Origin of the sequence: Blastomonas sp. AAP25 (assembly GCF_001295965.1) — a bacterium.
Lineage (GTDB): Bacteria > Pseudomonadota > Alphaproteobacteria > Sphingomonadales > Sphingomonadaceae > Blastomonas > Blastomonas fulva.
This window is the reverse complement of the sequence record NZ_LJHP01000030.1, coordinates 1-15,177: the sequence shown is the minus strand read 5'-3', so window position 1 is coordinate 15,177 and position 15,177 is coordinate 1. Positions and strand designations below refer to the sequence as shown.

The following is a 15,177-nucleotide window of genomic DNA, read 5'->3' as shown; positions in this document are numbered from 1 at the left end:
CCACCCCGTCTTCGCCTGCGGCTCAGCCACCCCTCCCGCAAGCGGGAGGGGAGAGGCGGTCACCCCGCCAGCATGCCTTCCAACCGACCGCGGATAATCGTCTCCGCCTCGGACATGATCCGGTCGATCAGCTCCTTGCACGTCGGAATGTCGTGGATGAGTCCTGCGACCATGCCGCAGCTCCATGCGCCAGCGTCCATGTCGCCTTCCATCATGATGCGCGGATAGACGCCCGCGACCTGCTCGATGATGTCGGTGAACTGGAGGTTTGCACCCTTTTCGCGCTCGATCACCAGCAGCTCTTCGACCGCCGCGTTGGTCATCACGCGCTCGGTGTTGCGCAGCGGGCGCATCACGAGGCGGGTGTCGAGTTCGGAGGCAGCGACGATTGCCTGCTTGACGTTCTCATGCACCGGCGCTTCCTTCGTGGCGATGAAGCGGGTGCCCATGTTGATTCCGTCTGCGCCCATCGCCAGCGACGCGACCAGCGAGCGGGCATCGGCCTGGCCGCCCGAAGCGACAAACGGAATGTCGAGTTCGTCTGCGGCGCGGGGCAGCAGGATCATGTTGGGCACATCGTCCTCGCCCGGATGCCCGCCGCATTCGAAGCCGTCGACCGAAACCGCATCGCAGCCAATTGACTGCGCCTTGAGCGCATGGCGCACGCTGGTGCATTTGTGGATGACCTTGATGCCCGCCTCCTTGAGATAAGGCAGCACCATTTGCGGGTTATTGCCCGCAGTCTCGACCGCTTTCACCCCGTTTTCGATGATCACGCGGACATAGCCGGGATAATCCGGCGCGGTGAGCACGGGCAGGAAGGTCAGGTTGACCCCGAACGGCTTGTCGGTCAGCGACTTGCACTTCTTGATTTCGGCATCGAGTTCTTCCGGCGTCTTCTGGGTGAGCCCGGTGATGATGCCTAGCCCGCCTGCGTTCGATACCGCGGCGGCCAGTTCGGCAAAGCCGACATAGTGCATGCCGCCCTGGATGATCGGGTGCTGGATGCCGAAAAGCTCTGTGATCCGGGTCTTCATGAGGTGCTCTCCTGAGTGAACTCTATAGCAATTGAAGCGGCGCGATCAGACGAACAAGGCCACGCTCTGCATTGCGGCCATCACCGGTTCCAGCCTGCTGTTCCAAACGGTCATATACTGGCTCGAGGCACCGTGATGCGCATGGTGCGTCACCGATTCGAGCAGCCACCAGCCGTTATCCGTCTCCGGCGCATCGGTCAGCATGTTGACCTGCCAGTTCATCGAACTGATCGGTCCGGCGATGTCCATGAGCCCCATAGCAGACGGCGGCAGCCCATCGCCAATGCACAGCAGCTCGGTCATCGCATCGAGCCCGTCGCGCTCGGCAAAGCGGTGCCAGCTGGCAAGCCTGGGCGTGTTCATCCCCAGTTCGAGGCGCTTTTCGGGATACTCCATCTGCGAGGTGAAGAATTCGGGCGGACCGCTGCGGGTCGATCCTTCTGCCGGCGGCGGAGCGACATCGGGGCGGTGCACGCCCTCATAATCGATTCGGCTCTCGCGCTTGCTCATGAAGATAAAAGTGCCGATGAAGCCGAGCCCTTCGTCGCTGCGGATCTTGGTCTCGACAAAGGCGGTGTTGCGGCCCCGGCGCAGCAGATCGCAGCTGATCGTGACCTCGCCTGCCAGCGGGCCGACAAAGGCAACCTGCGCAGACCGTAGCGGCGGCGCATCGTGCACGGCGAGCCGCGCGGCGTGATGCGCAAGCGCAGAGGAGAGTCCGCCATAGGCGGTGCGCCCCTGCATCCAGCAGGACGGGATGGTGACGGTCCAGCCGGTATCGGCAGGAACAAGCGAAGCGAGGGTTTGAGCCAAATTCATCGGGCGATTAAGACCAGAGAATGAGGCCCAAATCCACCGCAAAATTCAACGTCCGCCGGTGCGCCCGGCCTCTAGCCCAACCACGCGATCAGCCCGCCGATGACGGTCGCCCCGCCGATCGGAGCGACGAGCAACAGCAGCACATTGAGGCCGATCGCCTGCATCAGCCGCTTCTGCTGGCGTGCATCGAGCAGCACCGGCGGTGCCTTGCGCGCAGGCTCGCGCCGGGGCGGATTGATCGGTGGCCAGTCGGGATCGAAGCGGAGAAACATGGCTAAAGGCCCTGACTATTGCTGCTTGCCGAGTTCGCGGTTGAACCACAACGCGATCAGCGTCGCCAGCGCGCCCGACAGCAGATAGCCGCCCGCTGCCAACAGACCGTAATTGGCCGACAGCCACAATGCGACCATCGGCGCAAAGCCTGCGCCGAACAACCAGGCGAGATCGGCCGTCAGCGCCGATCCGGTATAACGGTGCTTGAGCGGGAAGAACGACGACAAAGCGCCCGAGGACTGGCCGAAGGCGAGGCCAAGCAGGATGAACCCGCCGAACATGAAGGCGACCTCGCCCGCGCCGCCGGCATCGAGCAGCTGCGGGGCAAAGCCGCTGAATGCGGCGATGGCGACCGCAGTGCCGGCGAGCACGTTACGGCGTCCATAGCTGTCGGCCAGCTTGCCCGATGCGAGGATCGCGAACACCCCCAAAGCGGCTGCTGCCGCCTCGATCAGCAGGAAGCGCGCGGGCGATTCCTCGGTGAACAGGAAGACGTAGCTCAGCGGATAGACCGTCACCATGTGGAACATCGCAAAGCTCGCAAGCGGGGCAAAGGCACCCAGCACGATGATCCGCCATTCGTTGCGGATCGTGCTCAGCACCGGCTCGGGCTGCAGCGTCTGGTTCTTGAACAGCTCGGTATATTCCGGCGTCACCACGATGCGCAGCCGCGCGAACAGCGCGACCACGTTGATCGCAAAGGCGACGAAGAAAGGATAGCGCCAGCCCCAGGCGAGGAAGTCTTCCGCCGGAAGCGCCGAGATCAGGAAAGCGAACAGCAGGCTGGCGACGATCAGCCCGAACGGTGCACCCAGCTGCGGGATCATAGCATACCAGCCGCGCTTCTCCTTGGGCGCGTTGAGCGCGAGCAGCGAGGCGAGACCGTCCCACGATCCTCCCAGCGCCACGCCCTGGCCCATGCGGAACAGAGCGAGCAGCAGCGCCGATCCGATACCGATCGAGGCATGGCCGGGCAGGAAGGCGATCGCCGCGGTCGATCCGCCGAGCAGGAACAGCGCGATGGTGAGCTTGGCACCGCGGCCATAGGCCTGGTCGACCAAGGTGAAGATCGCCGTTCCCGCCGGGCGTGCGACAAAGGCCAGCGCGAAGATCGCGAACGACCACAATGTGCCTTCGAGCGCGCCCAGATAGGGGAAGACCAGCTTGGGGAACACCAGTACCGAGGCGATGGCGTAGACGAAGAAGTCGAAGAACTCCGATGTGCGGCCGATGACCACACCGATCGCGATTTCTCCAGGACCGACCGGGTGGCCATCAGCATTGACCGCCCGCGCGTCGCGCTCGGCCTCGGTGGTGGGGACGGTGTTGGCCGCCATAACGGTTCATCCTTGAAGTGAGCGCACACATATCGACGCTGGTCTTATGCATCTTTGATCCAGATCATTGCATTGGACAAAATGTCCTATGTGCGCACCTTCCCCGGCCCTCTAGATGAGACGGCATGAAGAGCCCCTCATTGCCCATGCGCGCACGCCCCATGCTGACCGCCCTCAGCCTGCTCCCGCTGCTTGGTGGATGCGGGATGGTGGTGCTCGATCCGGCGGGCGATGTCGCCCGGCAGCAGGGCGACCTCGTCGTTATCTCCACCCTGCTGATGCTGATCATCATCGTGCCCGTCATGGCGCTGACCGGCTGGTTCGCCTGGAAGTATCGCGCCGCCAACACCGCTGCGACCTACAAGCCCGACTGGGATCACTCGACCCAGCTCGAGCTGCTGATCTGGGCGGTTCCGCTGCTGATCATCATCTGCTTGGGAGCCGTGACCTGGGTCGGCACGCATCTGCTCGACCCCTATCGCCCGCTTGCCCGCACCGCACCAGGCCAGCCGGTGGGCGCAGACGTCAAGCCGCTCGAGGTCCAGGTCGTCGCGCTGCACTGGAAGTGGCTGTTCATCTATCCCGAACAGGGCATCGCCACGGTCAACGAACTGGCCGTGCCCGAAGGCCGCCCGCTCAAGTTCCGCATCTCGTCCTCGTCGGTGATGAACAGTTTCTACGTGCCCGCGATGGCCGGGCAGATCTACGCGATGCCCGGCATGGAAACCAAGTTGCACGCGGTGTTCAACGAGACCGGCAACTATGAAGGCTTCTCCGCCAATTATTCGGGCGCGGGCTTTTCCAACATGCGCTTTGGGGTGCGCAGCATGACCGAGGCGGGCTTCGAACGCTGGGCGGCACAGGCCAAGGCTCGCGGCACCACGCTCGACCGCGCGGCATATCTCAAGCTCGAACGGCCCAGCGAAAAGGAGCCTGTGCGCCGCTACGCACAGGTCGATTCCGAGCTGTTCGACCGGATCGTCAACATGTGCGTCGAACCCGGCAAGATGTGCATGCACGACATGATGGCGATCGATCAGCGCGGCGGAATGGGCCGCGCCGGCCTCTACAATGTCCGCCAGCTCTCCTACGACAAGTTTGCCGCCCGCGGCACCGGCAATACCGCCAGTGATCGCTATATCGCCGAAAACTGCTCCAACCCCGAGCTGCTCGGTACCAGTCTCGCGCGGGTCGAGGACCAGCCCGTCAACCTGGCCGAACTGACCGGGGCAGGGCTCTCGCGTCCCGGCAGCCGCGCGCTTTCGCCCGCGCGCGATTCAGACAAGCCTGCCTCCGCGCGACCGGCGCTTACCCCGGTCAGCTTCACGGAACCCGCATCATGACCACCGACGCCGTCGTCTCAACCTCCGCCGCCGAGCCGAGCTTCCTGCTGGGCAAACTGTCCTGGAACGCGCTGCCGCATGATCCGATCGTGTTGGCGACGATGGTCGTTGTCGTGATCGGCGGCGCCGGGCTGTTTGCGCTGGTCACCCGCTACAAGCTCTGGAGCTATCTGTGGAAGGAGTGGTTCACCACCGTCGACCACAAGAAGATCGGGATCATGTACATGATCCTGGGCCTGGTCATGTTCCTGCGCGGCTTTGCCGATGCGATCATGATGCGACTGCAGCAGGTGATGGCGTTCGGCGGGTCCGAGGGATACCTCAATTCGCACCATTACGACCAGATCTTCACCGCGCATGGCGTGATCATGATCTTCTTCGTCGCTATGCCGTTCATCACCGGGCTGATGAACTATGTCGTGCCGCTGCAGATCGGTGCGCGCGACGTGTCGTTCCCGTTTCTCAACAACTTCAGCTTCTGGATGACCACGGCAGGCGCTGTTCTGACGATGGCGTCCCTGTTCATCGGTGAGTTCGCCGCGACCGGCTGGCTGGCCTATCCACCCTTGTCGGGAATTTCGTACAGTCCCAGCGTCGGTGTCGACTACTACATCTGGGCGCTTCAGATCGCCGGGGTGGGCACGACATTGTCGGGGATCAACCTGATTGTCACGATCCTCAAGATGCGCGCGCCGGGAATGGGCCTGATGAAGATGCCGATCTTCACCTGGACCTCGCTGTGCGCCAACATCCTGATCGTCGCATCCTTCCCGGTGCTCACCGCGGTGCTCGGCCTGCTGACGCTCGACCGCTACATCGGCACCAACTTCTTCACCAACGACTTTGGCGGGTCGTCGATGATGTACGTCAACCTGATCTGGATCTGGGGTCACCCCGAGGTGTACATCCTCATCCTGCCGCTGTTCGGAGTGTTCAGCGAGGTCACCTCGACCTTCTCGGGCAAGAAGCTCTTCGGCTACACCTCGATGGTCTATGCGACGGTAGTGATCACCATCCTGAGCTATGTCGTGTGGCTGCACCACTTCTTCACCATGGGTTCGGGCGCGAGCGTCAACAGCTTCTTCGGCATCACCACCATGGTCATCTCGATCCCGACGGGCGCGAAGCTCTTCAACTGGCTGTTCACGATGTACCGCGGCCGCATCCGCTTCGAGCTGCCGATGATGTGGACGGTGGCGTTCATGCTCACCTTCACGATCGGCGGGATGACCGGCGTGCTGCTCGCGGTGCCGCCTGCCGACTTCGTGCTGCACAACTCGCTGTTCCTGATCGCGCACTTCCACAACGTGATCATCGGCGGCGTGCTGTTCGGCATCTTCGCGGCGATCAACTACTGGTGGCCCAAGGCGTTCGGCTTCAAGCTCAACCAGTTCTGGGGCAAGGTCAGCTTCTGGTGCTGGGTCCCCGGCTTCTGGGTCGCGTTCGCGCCGCTTTATGTGCTCGGCCTGATGGGGGTGACTCGCCGGATGCGGGTGTTCGATGATCCGAGCCTGCAGATCTGGTTCGCGATCGCCGCCGTGGGTGCGTTCATGATCGCCGCTGGCATCGCCGCGATGCTCATCCAGTTCGCAGTCAGCATCTGGAAGCGCGAAGCGCTTGCCGAGACGACGGGCGACCCGTGGGATGGCCGGACGCTCGAATGGGCGACCAGCTCGCCGCCGCCTGCCTACAACTTCGCCTTCACCCCGCGCATCCATGCACTCGATGCCTGGTACGACATGAAGGGGGCAGGTGTCGCGCATCCGGCGGACGGCTACAAGGACATCCAAATGCCGGCCAACACCGGCGCAGGGATCATTCTGGCCGGCATCAGCACTGTGTGCGGTTTCGCCCTGGTGTGGCACATCTGGTGGCTGGCAGGCGCGAGCTTCCTCGCCCTGATTGCGACCGCGATCATCCACACCTTCAACTACAAGCGCGATTTCCATATCCCCGCTGCCGAGGTCGCCGCGACCGAGGCTGCGCGGATGCGCCAGCTGTCAGCGGCAGGAGCATAAGCGATGGCCAGCACCACGATAGCCGCCGGGAGCGAAGCCCCGGTCTATTACGAGATCGACGAGCATCCGCATCCCGAAGGGCACAGCACGATGCTGGGCTTCTGGATCTATCTGATGAGCGACTGCCTCATCTTCGCGATCCTGTTTGCCTGTTACGCCGTGCTGGGAGGCAACCTTGCTGCCGGGCCGGGGCCGAAGGACCTGTTCGACCTCAACCTGATCGCACTCAACACCGCGATGCTCCTGTTCTCGTCGATCACCTATGGCTTTGCGATGATCGCGATGCAGGGCAGCAATGTCCGCCAAACCCAGATGTGGCTGGCGGTCACCGGCGTGTTCGGCGCGGCGTTCCTCGCGATCGAGATTTACGAGTTCGCGCATCTGATCCACATCGGTGCAACACCGCAGCGCAGCGCGTTCCTCTCTGCGTTCTTCACTTTGGTTGGGACGCACGGGCTGCACGTCACCTTTGGGCTGATCTGGCTGGTGACGCTGATCGTCCAGCTTGGCCGCCATGGCCTCAACCCCGCCAACCAGCGCCGCGTTGCCTGCCTCAGCCTGTTCTGGCACTTTCTCGACGTGATCTGGATCGGCGTATTCACCTTTGTCTATCTGATGGGAATGCTGCGATGATTGCCAACACCACTGCCGAGGACCCTGCATTGCACGCCGATACGTCTGACCATGCCGATGATCATCACCACGGCATCGAGATTCCGCACGCGAGCTATCGCGATTACGCCACCGGTTTCGGCCTGTCGGTCATCCTGACCGCGATACCCTTCGCGCTGGTGATGACCGGCGCACTGTCGCCTGCTGTGACGGCGGTGATGATCATGGGTTTTGCGGTGGTGCAGATCATCGTCCACATGGTCTACTTCCTCCACATGAGCCCCAAGGCAGAGGGTGGCTGGACGATCACTTCGCTGGTGTTCACGATCATCGTGGTCGGGATCATGCTGTCCGGATCGCTCTGGGTGATGAGCCATCTCAACACCAACATGATGCCGATGACGCACGAGGCGAGCCAGCTGCCGTGACCGGGCGCCGGCCAGCCACGCGGGTCGTGCTGGCGATCATGATGCTGGTCATGGCGCTGGCGGGCATCGGGCTTGGCGTCTGGCAGGTGCAACGGCGCGCCTGGAAGCACGCGCTGATCGAGGCGGTCGAGACGCGCAGCACGGGCCGCCCGGTGGAAGCACCGGGGCCTGAACAATGGCCCGATCTCAGCGCCGAGCGCGATGCCTATCGCCGCGTGACGCTGACCGGCACCTTTCTGCATGACCGCGAGACGCTGGTGCAGGCAGTAACAGATCTGGGCGGCGGCTATTGGGTGCTGACCCCGCTTGAGGGGAAAACCTTCACGGTGCTGGTCAACCGGGGCTTCGTGCCCTCGTCCAGGCGAACCGGCGCCAGCAGGCAGGCGGGCAATACCGATGGCCCGGTTCGCGTCACCGGGCTGCTCCGAATCACCGAGCCGGATGGCGGGTTTCTGCGCAGCAACGATGCTGCTGAAGGCAAATGGTATTCGCGCGACGTCGCCGCGATCAGCGCTGCAAAGGGCATTTCCAGGCCTGCCCCCTATTTCATCGATGCCGATACCACCGCCAACCCCGGCGGCTATCCGGTGGGCGGCCTGACGGTGGTGCGCTTTTCCGACAACCACCTGGTTTACGCTTTGACCTGGTTTGCGCTGGCGATCGGCTGCGTCTGGGGCGCAATCATGATATGGCGGCGGCAATGATCCCCATGTCCGCCCCAGAAGTCACCGATGCCGTTCGCCGCAACATGGCGCTGCTGATCCAGCTGCGCTGGCTGGCGGTCGGCGGGCAGCTGTTCACCATCCTTTTCGTCGATGGACCGATGGGAATCCCTCTTCCGCTGGCACCTTTGCTCGCGGCGATCCTGCTGCTGGTGCTGATCAACCTCGGCACGCTCTACATGCTGCGCAGCCATGAGGCGGGGCTGGAATATGCGCTGTTCGCCGCACTGATGTTCGATATCGCGGCACTCACCTGGCAGCTGCATTTCACCGGGGGCTTGGCCAACCCGTTCGCCGCGCTGTTCCTGCTGCAGGTGGTGATCGGAGCGATGCTGCTGCGCCCGGCGGCGTCGTGGCTGATGGTGGTCGCGACCCTGTGCGCGCTGGCGATCCTCGCTGCCGATTCGGTGCCGCTGGCGCTGCCGCCCGATCTGCAGGATGACGAGTTCGGGCTGTACCTGCAGGGAAGTTTCGTCTGCTTCGGGCTGATCGCGGTGCTGCTGGTCGCCTTCGTGACCCGGATTGCGCGCAACCTGCGCGAGCGCGACGCTGCGCTTGCTGCTATCCGCCAGCGTGCGGCGGAGGAGGACCATATCGTGCGGATGGGGCTGCTCGCTTCGGGTGCGGCACACGAGCTGGGCACGCCGCTCGCGACGCTTTCGGTGCTGGTCAACGACTTCCGCGCGATGCCCGAACTCAGGGCGGTGAAGGACCTCGACGCCGACCTTACCGACATGGAAATCGCCGTGCGCCGCTGCAAGACCATCGTCAGCGGTATCCTGATGTCCGCCGGGGAGGCGCGCGGCGAGGCGCCCGAGCGCACCACCATGCGCACCTTTCTCAAGGACGTCGTCGGTGAATGGCGCGTCGCGCGCGGGCTTGCCGAGCTCGACTATCAGGATCGTTTCGGCGCAGACATCGCCATCGTTTCGGACCCCGCGCTGCGCCAGGTCATCGGCAACGTGATCGACAACGCCATCGACGTCTCGCCCGAATGGGTCGGCATCGAGGCGGCTCGCAAGGGTGATGCGCTGGCGCTGAGCATAATGGACCGCGGCCCCGGCTTTCCGGACGAGATTCTCGAAAGCCTCGGCCAGCCCTATCGATCGACCAAGGGGCGACCGGGCGGCGGCCTCGGGCTGTTCCTGCTGGTCAATGTGATGCGCAAGATGGGCGGGGAGGTCCATGCGAGCAACCGGGAAGGGGGCGGAGCCGTTGTCACCATGCTGCTGCCCTTGCCCGCCATCGCCTATCCCGCAGGAGACCGCTCATGAGCGCCGACCGCCATCTGCTGATCGTCGAGGATGACGAGACCTTCGCCCGCACCCTGCGCCGTTCGTTCGAGCGCCGCGGCTATCTGGTCGAGTCCGCATCGAGCTTCGATGGCCTGCAGGACCTGCTGGCAGGCGGCTTGGTCCCCACCCATGCCGTGCTTGACCTCAAGCTTTCGGGCAGCGTCTCCGGGCTGGCGTGCGTGCAGGCGGTGCGCGCAGCAGCGCCCGGCGCCAGGATCGTGGTGCTGACCGGCTTTGCCAGCATCGCCACAGCGGTCGAGGCGATCAAGCTTGGCGCCGATCACTATCTCGCCAAGCCGTCCAACACCGACGATATCGAGGCAGCCTTTGCGCGCACCGAGGGCGATGCCGGCGCGTCGGTCGAGGCGCGTCAGTCGTCGATCAAGACCGTCGAATGGGAGCATATCCACCAGACACTGGTCGATACCGATTTCAACGTTTCGGAGACCGCGCGCAGGCTGGGGATGCACCGCCGGACCCTGGCCCGCAAGCTCGAGAAGCGGCAGCTGAAATAGCGCATGCAGCAAATGGCGTCGCTCCGATGGATTGCGTCGCATCCCGTTGCCACCGATGCGGACGAGCAGGGCCACTGGTTCAGGCGGTGCGGCATCGACCGGATCGACCACACGGGCAGTGTGACCCTGTCGTCGAGGTCTGAGATTTCGCGCGCTTCGGCGGCAGATCCGGGCGCTATCTCTTGATCATCAAGCCCTGTCCGGTGGGGAGCGTTGCGATGTTCTGGTGCCGCTCGGCCGCAAATCGGTTCCAGACATCCCGCTGCGCTTCGTGACCCTTCCAGTCATAGTCGTCGATGAGGATGGCTGCGCCAGGCACGATGCGGTCCCACAACGCCTCGATTACCGCGCGTTCGGATGGTGCCATGTTCAAGTCGACTGAGAGATAGGCGATCGCTCCCAGTTCGGCCTGTTCCAGACTTTCGGGCAACACGCCGCGGACCAGAATGGCATTGGGAAAAGGGGAAAAGTTCTGCTGCGCTACATCGTGGACATCGCGATACAATGTGGCATTCAAGTGTTCCGCGCGCTCGTGTTCGCTCGGCGACAGCCTGTCCGGCGGAATGCCGTCGAAGGTGTCGAACAGGAAAAAACGTCGCGGCTGATCGGCAAAATCCATCGCATGACAAATGACCAGCGACAGCAAGCCGGTATGCACCCCGCACTCGACGAAATCGCCCTCGAGCGAAGCGCCGTTCCTTGCCGCCCACAAGGCGACATGCGCTCGCCAGCGGATATCCGGAACACCGTCGGGCCAACCCGCCTCGTTCGCCTTTGCCGATACGTCCCAGGCTGCGGCGAATTTGGTTTCGCTCAGGAAATGGGCATTGCGGCCAAGAGCCGAGATCCAGTCCGGCGCCGACACGATCTGCTCGTCAAGCGCGGCCAGCCGGTCCGCATATTCGCGGTTCTGCCTGCGCGATTCATCAAGCTCGGCCTTAAGCATTCGCACCCCTGCAATCGGAAACACTTTGGCAAGGGCACGCTTCAATATCCGGGCTGAACGCATCACGGCATAGTGGCCAAAGCAACCGCCCGGCGCAACGCTTATGCTGAAGGGTGACGGGGCGGGTACAGCACACGCCACTTTGCGCCGCTGCAGTATGGCCATGAGGCAAGGGTGGCACGCTTTGCCAACTAGATGCCGCGTAAGTATATGAAAAAATGGTGGACGCACTTGGGCTCGAACCACGGACACGCTGATTAAGAGTTTGATATTAAGTCTTTTTATTCCAGGTCATATCGCGTCATGCTGTCCATAGACAATTGATTTAGCGGCTCTCGACCTCTTCATGTGGCCGCAGATCATCTCACGTCCAAGCACGCAACCTCGGACGCCCGATACCCCCTTGATACCCACACGGAAGACCTTTGAATTTCTGGGTACCAGATTGTTGGATGGATTCCCCCCGCAGGGCGCAGACAAAAACAGCGGCACCCATAACATCATTTGGTATCGTCGTCAGGATCAAGCTTGCTGACCGCTGCGAAGAACCAGCCAATAGCATTTTCAACTAGCTTGCAACACGTGTAAGCGCTATAAGCGCTGCAAGCGGGATGTTGGATTCGCGACTGAAGGAGTGGAATATGGCATCGATTGCTCAATCAACATCATTGGCTAGCGCATTTTCTGGTCAGTTGACCGGGCCGCAAGTCTGGCTGGACCCTTCCCTTGGGTTAGTCACTGGTGTCTACCCAAGGCCTAGTCACCGTTTTGATTTTGCAGAGGAAAGGCTATCTCCGGTAGGTGTTGAAGTGCCTAAGGACAAAGAGCTCGTCTCGCATCTCGGGGATGCATCAAGAGTAGTCGAAAGATGGACTTTTGAGTGTGAAGGCGAAACTCATCTTGTCGGAAGTTCGAAGCAACTTTTGATCGAGGGACTCAACTTTCTTGAAGATCGCTACCCCGGAACCTTGGAAAAGCTCTCTCACAGCAAAGGCGGATCAAAGCGCCCAGTGGCGAAGAGTAGATCCGATCTCTATGGTATTCCGAAAGAACACAAGTACTCAGAGAAGCTGAAATCGGGTTATTTCGTGGCCACTAACAATAAGGGTCCAGAGTCGCGTGGTTACCTGAGGGACGCAGTGACGATCGCTGGATTGCGATGGGGGCAGGATTTTGTTGTCGAAAAGGCCTGAATGCATACGTCTCAGCAGCGCGCAGAGAGGCAAATGACACGTAATCGAATGTTTCCTCAAAATACAGAATCAGTGTCGCGCGATCTGGTGCGCATATCGATGCCGGGGTGCGATCGAAAAACACCCCCCGGTCGTAGGGAGCATGGTCATATTGTATCGTTCTGCACTTTCCCGACGCAGGCCTTGCTAGTGTCAGGAATTCCTTTGAGATTGGCTGAATTCCATGATTATTGATGTGTCATTCGAAAGGATGATACGTGCAAAAGGCCCTGACAGACAAGACTATCGAGGCGCTAAAGCCTCAAACGAAACGCTACGAGGTTCACGACCTCCGCTGCCCCGGTTTGACGCTTCGGGTTTCACCGACAGGCCGAAAGTCCTTTTACATCAGATTTCGATAAGGCTTGGCACAAAAGCATCCAATACTGGGTGTCTATCCGCGCATGTCACTTGCGACGGCGCGGGAGAAGGCCAACGATTGGCTAAGGCAGGCCGATGAGGGCGTTGATCCCACTAAGCGCAAGCGGTCGTCAAACATGAAGGTCGAGGCTGTTTGCCGCGAGTTCGTGCGGCTTCATTCACAGGCGCGAAACAAAAGCTGGCGAGAAGCCGAGCGAATCCTCGAACGCGAGTTTATCGACACTTTCGGGCAGCGCGATATTCGCGAGATAAAGCGGTTTGACATATTAGAGATATTGGACGCAGCCGTGGCGCGAGGATCAACCTACCAAGCCAATAGAATTCTGGCGACGATTAGGAAATTGTATAACTGGTGCATAGAACGCGGAATTGTCGACTCCAGCCCGATTGTCGGGATGAAGGCACCAGCCAAGAAGGTTTCGCGCGAGCGGGTATTAGACGACGCTGAATTGAAGGCGTTGCTCCGCGCGTGCCGCAATGACGCTTACCCATTCCGCCAGTATGTCCCACTGCTTCTCGCTACTGCTACACGCCGCGCAGAACTGGCAGAAATGCGCTGGAGCGAGATCGATGGCGAGAAATGAGTCATACCCGCCCAACGTGCGAAGAACGGAAAGCCGCATGTGGTCCCGCTTAGCACATTCGCACAGGAGGCACTTGCCGAGGTGCCTCGCTTTCTCGAATGTGATTTTGTCTTCACCACGACCCATCGGTCTCCTGTCAGCGGCTTCTCCAAGATGGTTCGGAGGCTGTCTGAGGGCTCCCACATATCGGGTTGGCGGCTGCATGATCTGAGACGCACGGCAGCGTCGGGTATGGCGCGCCTTCGGGTGGCTCCACATGTTATCGAGCGGGTGCTCAACCACATTGCTGGCACGATTTCGGGCGTGGCTGCGGTCTACAATCGCTATGGTTACGATGATGAAAAGACTGACGCACTAGAGCAATGGGGTGCCCATTTGGCAGAGCTGAACACGCTAAAATGATGATGTATTGCAAAACGCGATACAAAGTGATATTGGACTCTCATAAGGAGAATGCACATGCCCCGCGCTGCTCAACGCAAGGATCATCCGCTTTCGATGCGCCTGCCTGACGCCGATCTGGCGATCATTGATCGCGCAGCGCAGTTGCGTGGGCGTTCACGCACGGAGTTCATGCGCGACGCCGCCGTGCGTGCGGCTGAAGAGGCCATTATGGATACCAACCTGTTGCGTGTCAGCCCTGAGGCCTTCGACGCCTTTGTTGCGATGCTCGATGCGCCAGCCAAGCCTGTCCCCGCACTGACCGAATTGCTGAGGCGTCCCGCGCCGTGGGACGTGGCCGCTAAGCAATAGGGCGGTTCTAGATTGGCACTTTCCGCTCCCGAGCCGTTGAATGACGAGCACGACCTATCGCAGTTCACTTGCGGCAAGCCGTCGCTCGACAATTGGTTGAAGAACAGGGCGCTTTCCAACCACAAGCGGGGCTTCACTGCGGTCATGGTCGTCCACGAAGCGGGGCGCGTGGTCGGCTATTATGGACTTGCACCTACCGCCGTTGTGCCGACTGCGATGCCGCGTTCTATACGCACCGGACAGCCCCCTGATCCGATACCCTGTTTGCTGCTGGGACAGTTGGCTACCGATACCGAGTGGGCAGGGCGCGGTATCGGCTCGGGGCTGCTGAAGCATGCTCTGGAGCGCTGCATTGAGGCGGCTAAGCTCGTTGGCGGCCGCGCGCTTATCGTCAACGCAGTGGACAACGAGGCGGTGGCATTCTGGCAGCGTAGGGGGTTTCTGCCATCGAAGGATGATCCGATGGTCTTATTCCGGTCTATCGGAGATATCGCGGCATCACTGGCGGCGGCAGAATCCTGATAGGCAACGGAGGGTGCATTGGCAGAATGGGGCGATTATCTGGGCTTCCACATGGCGGATGGAAATGAACCGTTCGGGCAGGAAGCTCTGCAAGAAATCGCTGTAATAGCGGGCGTTGCCGATGACATCGACGCGGTTGAGCAATTGCGGGCGGCATTGGTGCCGATGGGCAGAGCGTATCGCCGGATCATAGCAATGGTGCCCTCAGAACTGAAAGGCGGTCCGGGCAACGAAAGTCATTCCGAGCGGCTGGAGTGGTTGGATACCCAGATACTCAATCCATTGAAAAGGCTCTTACCTGCCTTGACGTGATGGCGTGGACGACTCCTGCACGAGCGTAGCTGTGCAATGATGGGCCGT

Annotated in this window: 17 protein-coding genes and 1 pseudogene; 13 read left to right on the top strand and 5 right to left on the bottom strand. The window is 61.5% G+C overall.

The genetic code is table 11. From position 1 onward, the window contains the following. Positions 1-59 precede the first annotated feature (59 nt). The 4 genes from IP68_RS16930 to IP68_RS16915 form a co-directional block, all read right to left on the bottom strand. Entirely contained in the window at positions 60-1,037 is a 978-nt protein-coding gene (locus IP68_RS16930; RefSeq protein WP_054136195.1) for a nitronate monooxygenase family protein, read from the bottom strand. Positions 1,038-1,082: 45 nt separating this feature from the next. Continuing rightward, on the bottom strand, positions 1,083-1,856 hold the full coding sequence (locus IP68_RS16925) for a thioesterase family protein (RefSeq protein ID WP_054136194.1): 774 nt from the start codon (positions 1,854-1,856) through the stop codon (positions 1,083-1,085). 71 nt (positions 1,857-1,927) lie between these two features. Beyond that, on the bottom strand, positions 1,928-2,128 hold the full coding sequence (locus IP68_RS16920; RefSeq protein WP_054136193.1) for a hypothetical protein: 201 nt from the start codon (positions 2,126-2,128) through the stop codon (positions 1,928-1,930). 15 nt (positions 2,129-2,143) lie between these two features. Beyond that, on the bottom strand, positions 2,144-3,466 hold the full coding sequence (locus IP68_RS16915; RefSeq protein ID WP_054136192.1) for an MFS transporter: 1,323 nt from the start codon (positions 3,464-3,466) through the stop codon (positions 2,144-2,146). 146 nt (positions 3,467-3,612) lie between these two features. On the opposite strand from IP68_RS16915, the gene cyoA reads away from it, so the two are divergent. The 7 genes from cyoA to IP68_RS16880 are packed head-to-tail and all read left to right on the top strand — an operon-like array spanning position 3,613 to position 10,399. Then, on the top strand, positions 3,613-4,809 hold the full coding sequence (gene cyoA, locus IP68_RS16910) for a ubiquinol oxidase subunit II (RefSeq protein WP_231684099.1): 1,197 nt from the start codon (positions 3,613-3,615) through the stop codon (positions 4,807-4,809). After that, positions 4,806-6,827 (top strand): cytochrome o ubiquinol oxidase subunit I, encoded by a 2,022-nt coding sequence (cyoB, locus tag IP68_RS16905; RefSeq protein WP_054136190.1) that lies wholly within the window; start codon positions 4,806-4,808, stop codon positions 6,825-6,827. Before cyoA ends, cyoB begins: the two co-directional genes overlap by 4 nt. Before the next feature lie 3 nt (positions 6,828-6,830). Continuing rightward, on the top strand, positions 6,831-7,460 hold the full coding sequence (gene cyoC / locus IP68_RS16900) for a cytochrome o ubiquinol oxidase subunit III (RefSeq protein WP_054136189.1): 630 nt from the start codon (positions 6,831-6,833) through the stop codon (positions 7,458-7,460). Further along, a complete protein-coding gene (gene cyoD / locus IP68_RS16895) occupies positions 7,457-7,867 on the top strand; it encodes a cytochrome o ubiquinol oxidase subunit IV (protein WP_054136188.1) in 411 nt (136 codons plus the stop codon). The genes cyoC and cyoD overlap by 4 nt, the downstream gene beginning before the upstream one ends. After that, a complete protein-coding gene (locus tag IP68_RS16890; RefSeq protein WP_369814872.1) occupies positions 7,864-8,571 on the top strand; it encodes an SURF1 family protein in 708 nt (235 codons plus the stop codon). The genes cyoD and IP68_RS16890 overlap by 4 nt, the downstream gene beginning before the upstream one ends. Before the next feature lie 5 nt (positions 8,572-8,576). Then, the gene (locus IP68_RS16885; protein WP_335617683.1) at positions 8,577-9,863 is read left to right on the top strand and encodes an ATP-binding protein; all 1,287 of its coding nucleotides are present in this window, start codon (positions 8,577-8,579) and stop codon (positions 9,861-9,863) included. Next, positions 9,860-10,399, top strand: a complete 540-nt coding sequence (locus IP68_RS16880) for a response regulator transcription factor (protein WP_054136187.1) — start codon at positions 9,860-9,862, stop codon at positions 10,397-10,399. Before IP68_RS16885 ends, IP68_RS16880 begins: the two co-directional genes overlap by 4 nt. A 175-nt stretch (positions 10,400-10,574) precedes the next feature. On the opposite strand, the gene IP68_RS16875 is transcribed toward IP68_RS16880, so the two are convergent. Continuing rightward, positions 10,575-11,591, bottom strand: a complete 1,017-nt coding sequence (locus tag IP68_RS16875; protein ID WP_197275844.1) for a TylF/MycF/NovP-related O-methyltransferase — start codon at positions 11,589-11,591, stop codon at positions 10,575-10,577. A 395-nt stretch (positions 11,592-11,986) separates the two neighbouring features. On the opposite strand from IP68_RS16875, the gene IP68_RS20345 reads away from it, so the two are divergent. The 6 genes and pseudogenes from IP68_RS20345 (at position 11,987) to IP68_RS16855 (ending at position 15,129) form a co-directional block, all read left to right on the top strand. Beyond that, positions 11,987-12,538 (top strand): hypothetical protein, encoded by a 552-nt coding sequence (locus IP68_RS20345; RefSeq protein WP_156318223.1) that lies wholly within the window; start codon positions 11,987-11,989, stop codon positions 12,536-12,538. A 257-nt stretch (positions 12,539-12,795) separates the two neighbouring features. Beyond that, positions 12,796-13,542, top strand: a pseudogene (locus IP68_RS16870) (tyrosine-type recombinase/integrase). A gap of 3 nt (positions 13,543-13,545) precedes the next feature. After that, entirely contained in the window at positions 13,546-13,944 is a 399-nt protein-coding gene (locus IP68_RS20760) for a tyrosine-type recombinase/integrase (RefSeq protein WP_082382454.1), read from the top strand. Positions 13,945-14,001: 57 nt separating this feature from the next. Further along, a complete protein-coding gene (locus tag IP68_RS16865; protein ID WP_054136196.1) occupies positions 14,002-14,295 on the top strand; it encodes a DUF1778 domain-containing protein in 294 nt (97 codons plus the stop codon). Positions 14,296-14,307: 12 nt separating this feature from the next. Further along, positions 14,308-14,817 (top strand): GNAT family N-acetyltransferase, encoded by a 510-nt coding sequence (locus tag IP68_RS16860; RefSeq protein WP_054136184.1) that lies wholly within the window; start codon positions 14,308-14,310, stop codon positions 14,815-14,817. 18 nt (positions 14,818-14,835) lie between these two features. Further along, entirely contained in the window at positions 14,836-15,129 is a 294-nt protein-coding gene (locus IP68_RS16855; RefSeq protein ID WP_156318219.1) for a hypothetical protein, read from the top strand. Positions 15,130-15,177 lie beyond the last annotated feature (48 nt).

Bases quoted from the DNA above. Each gene is read 5' to 3' on its own strand.
- IP68_RS16930 (WP_054136195.1), bottom strand. From the start codon at position 1,037: ATGAAGACCCGGATCACAGAGCTTTTCGGCATCCAGCACCCGATCATC.
- IP68_RS16865 (WP_054136196.1), top strand. From the start codon at position 14,002: ATGCCCCGCGCTGCTCAACGCAAGGATCATCCGCTTTCGATGCGCCTG.
- cyoB (WP_054136190.1), top strand. From the start codon at position 4,806: ATGACCACCGACGCCGTCGTCTCAACCTCCGCCGCCGAGCCGAGCTTC.
- IP68_RS16925 (WP_054136194.1), bottom strand. From the start codon at position 1,856: ATGAATTTGGCTCAAACCCTCGCTTCGCTTGTTCCTGCCGATACCGGC.
- IP68_RS20345 (WP_156318223.1), top strand. From the start codon at position 11,987: ATGGCATCGATTGCTCAATCAACATCATTGGCTAGCGCATTTTCTGGT.
- cyoA (WP_231684099.1), top strand. From the start codon at position 3,613: ATGCGCGCACGCCCCATGCTGACCGCCCTCAGCCTGCTCCCGCTGCTT.
- cyoD (WP_054136188.1), top strand. From the start codon at position 7,457: ATGATTGCCAACACCACTGCCGAGGACCCTGCATTGCACGCCGATACG.
- IP68_RS16915 (WP_054136192.1), bottom strand. From the start codon at position 3,466: ATGGCGGCCAACACCGTCCCCACCACCGAGGCCGAGCGCGACGCGCGG.
- IP68_RS16885 (WP_335617683.1), top strand. From the start codon at position 8,577: ATGTCCGCCCCAGAAGTCACCGATGCCGTTCGCCGCAACATGGCGCTG.
- IP68_RS16920 (WP_054136193.1), bottom strand. From the start codon at position 2,128: ATGTTTCTCCGCTTCGATCCCGACTGGCCACCGATCAATCCGCCCCGG.
- IP68_RS16880 (WP_054136187.1), top strand. From the start codon at position 9,860: ATGAGCGCCGACCGCCATCTGCTGATCGTCGAGGATGACGAGACCTTC.
- cyoC (WP_054136189.1), top strand. From the start codon at position 6,831: ATGGCCAGCACCACGATAGCCGCCGGGAGCGAAGCCCCGGTCTATTAC.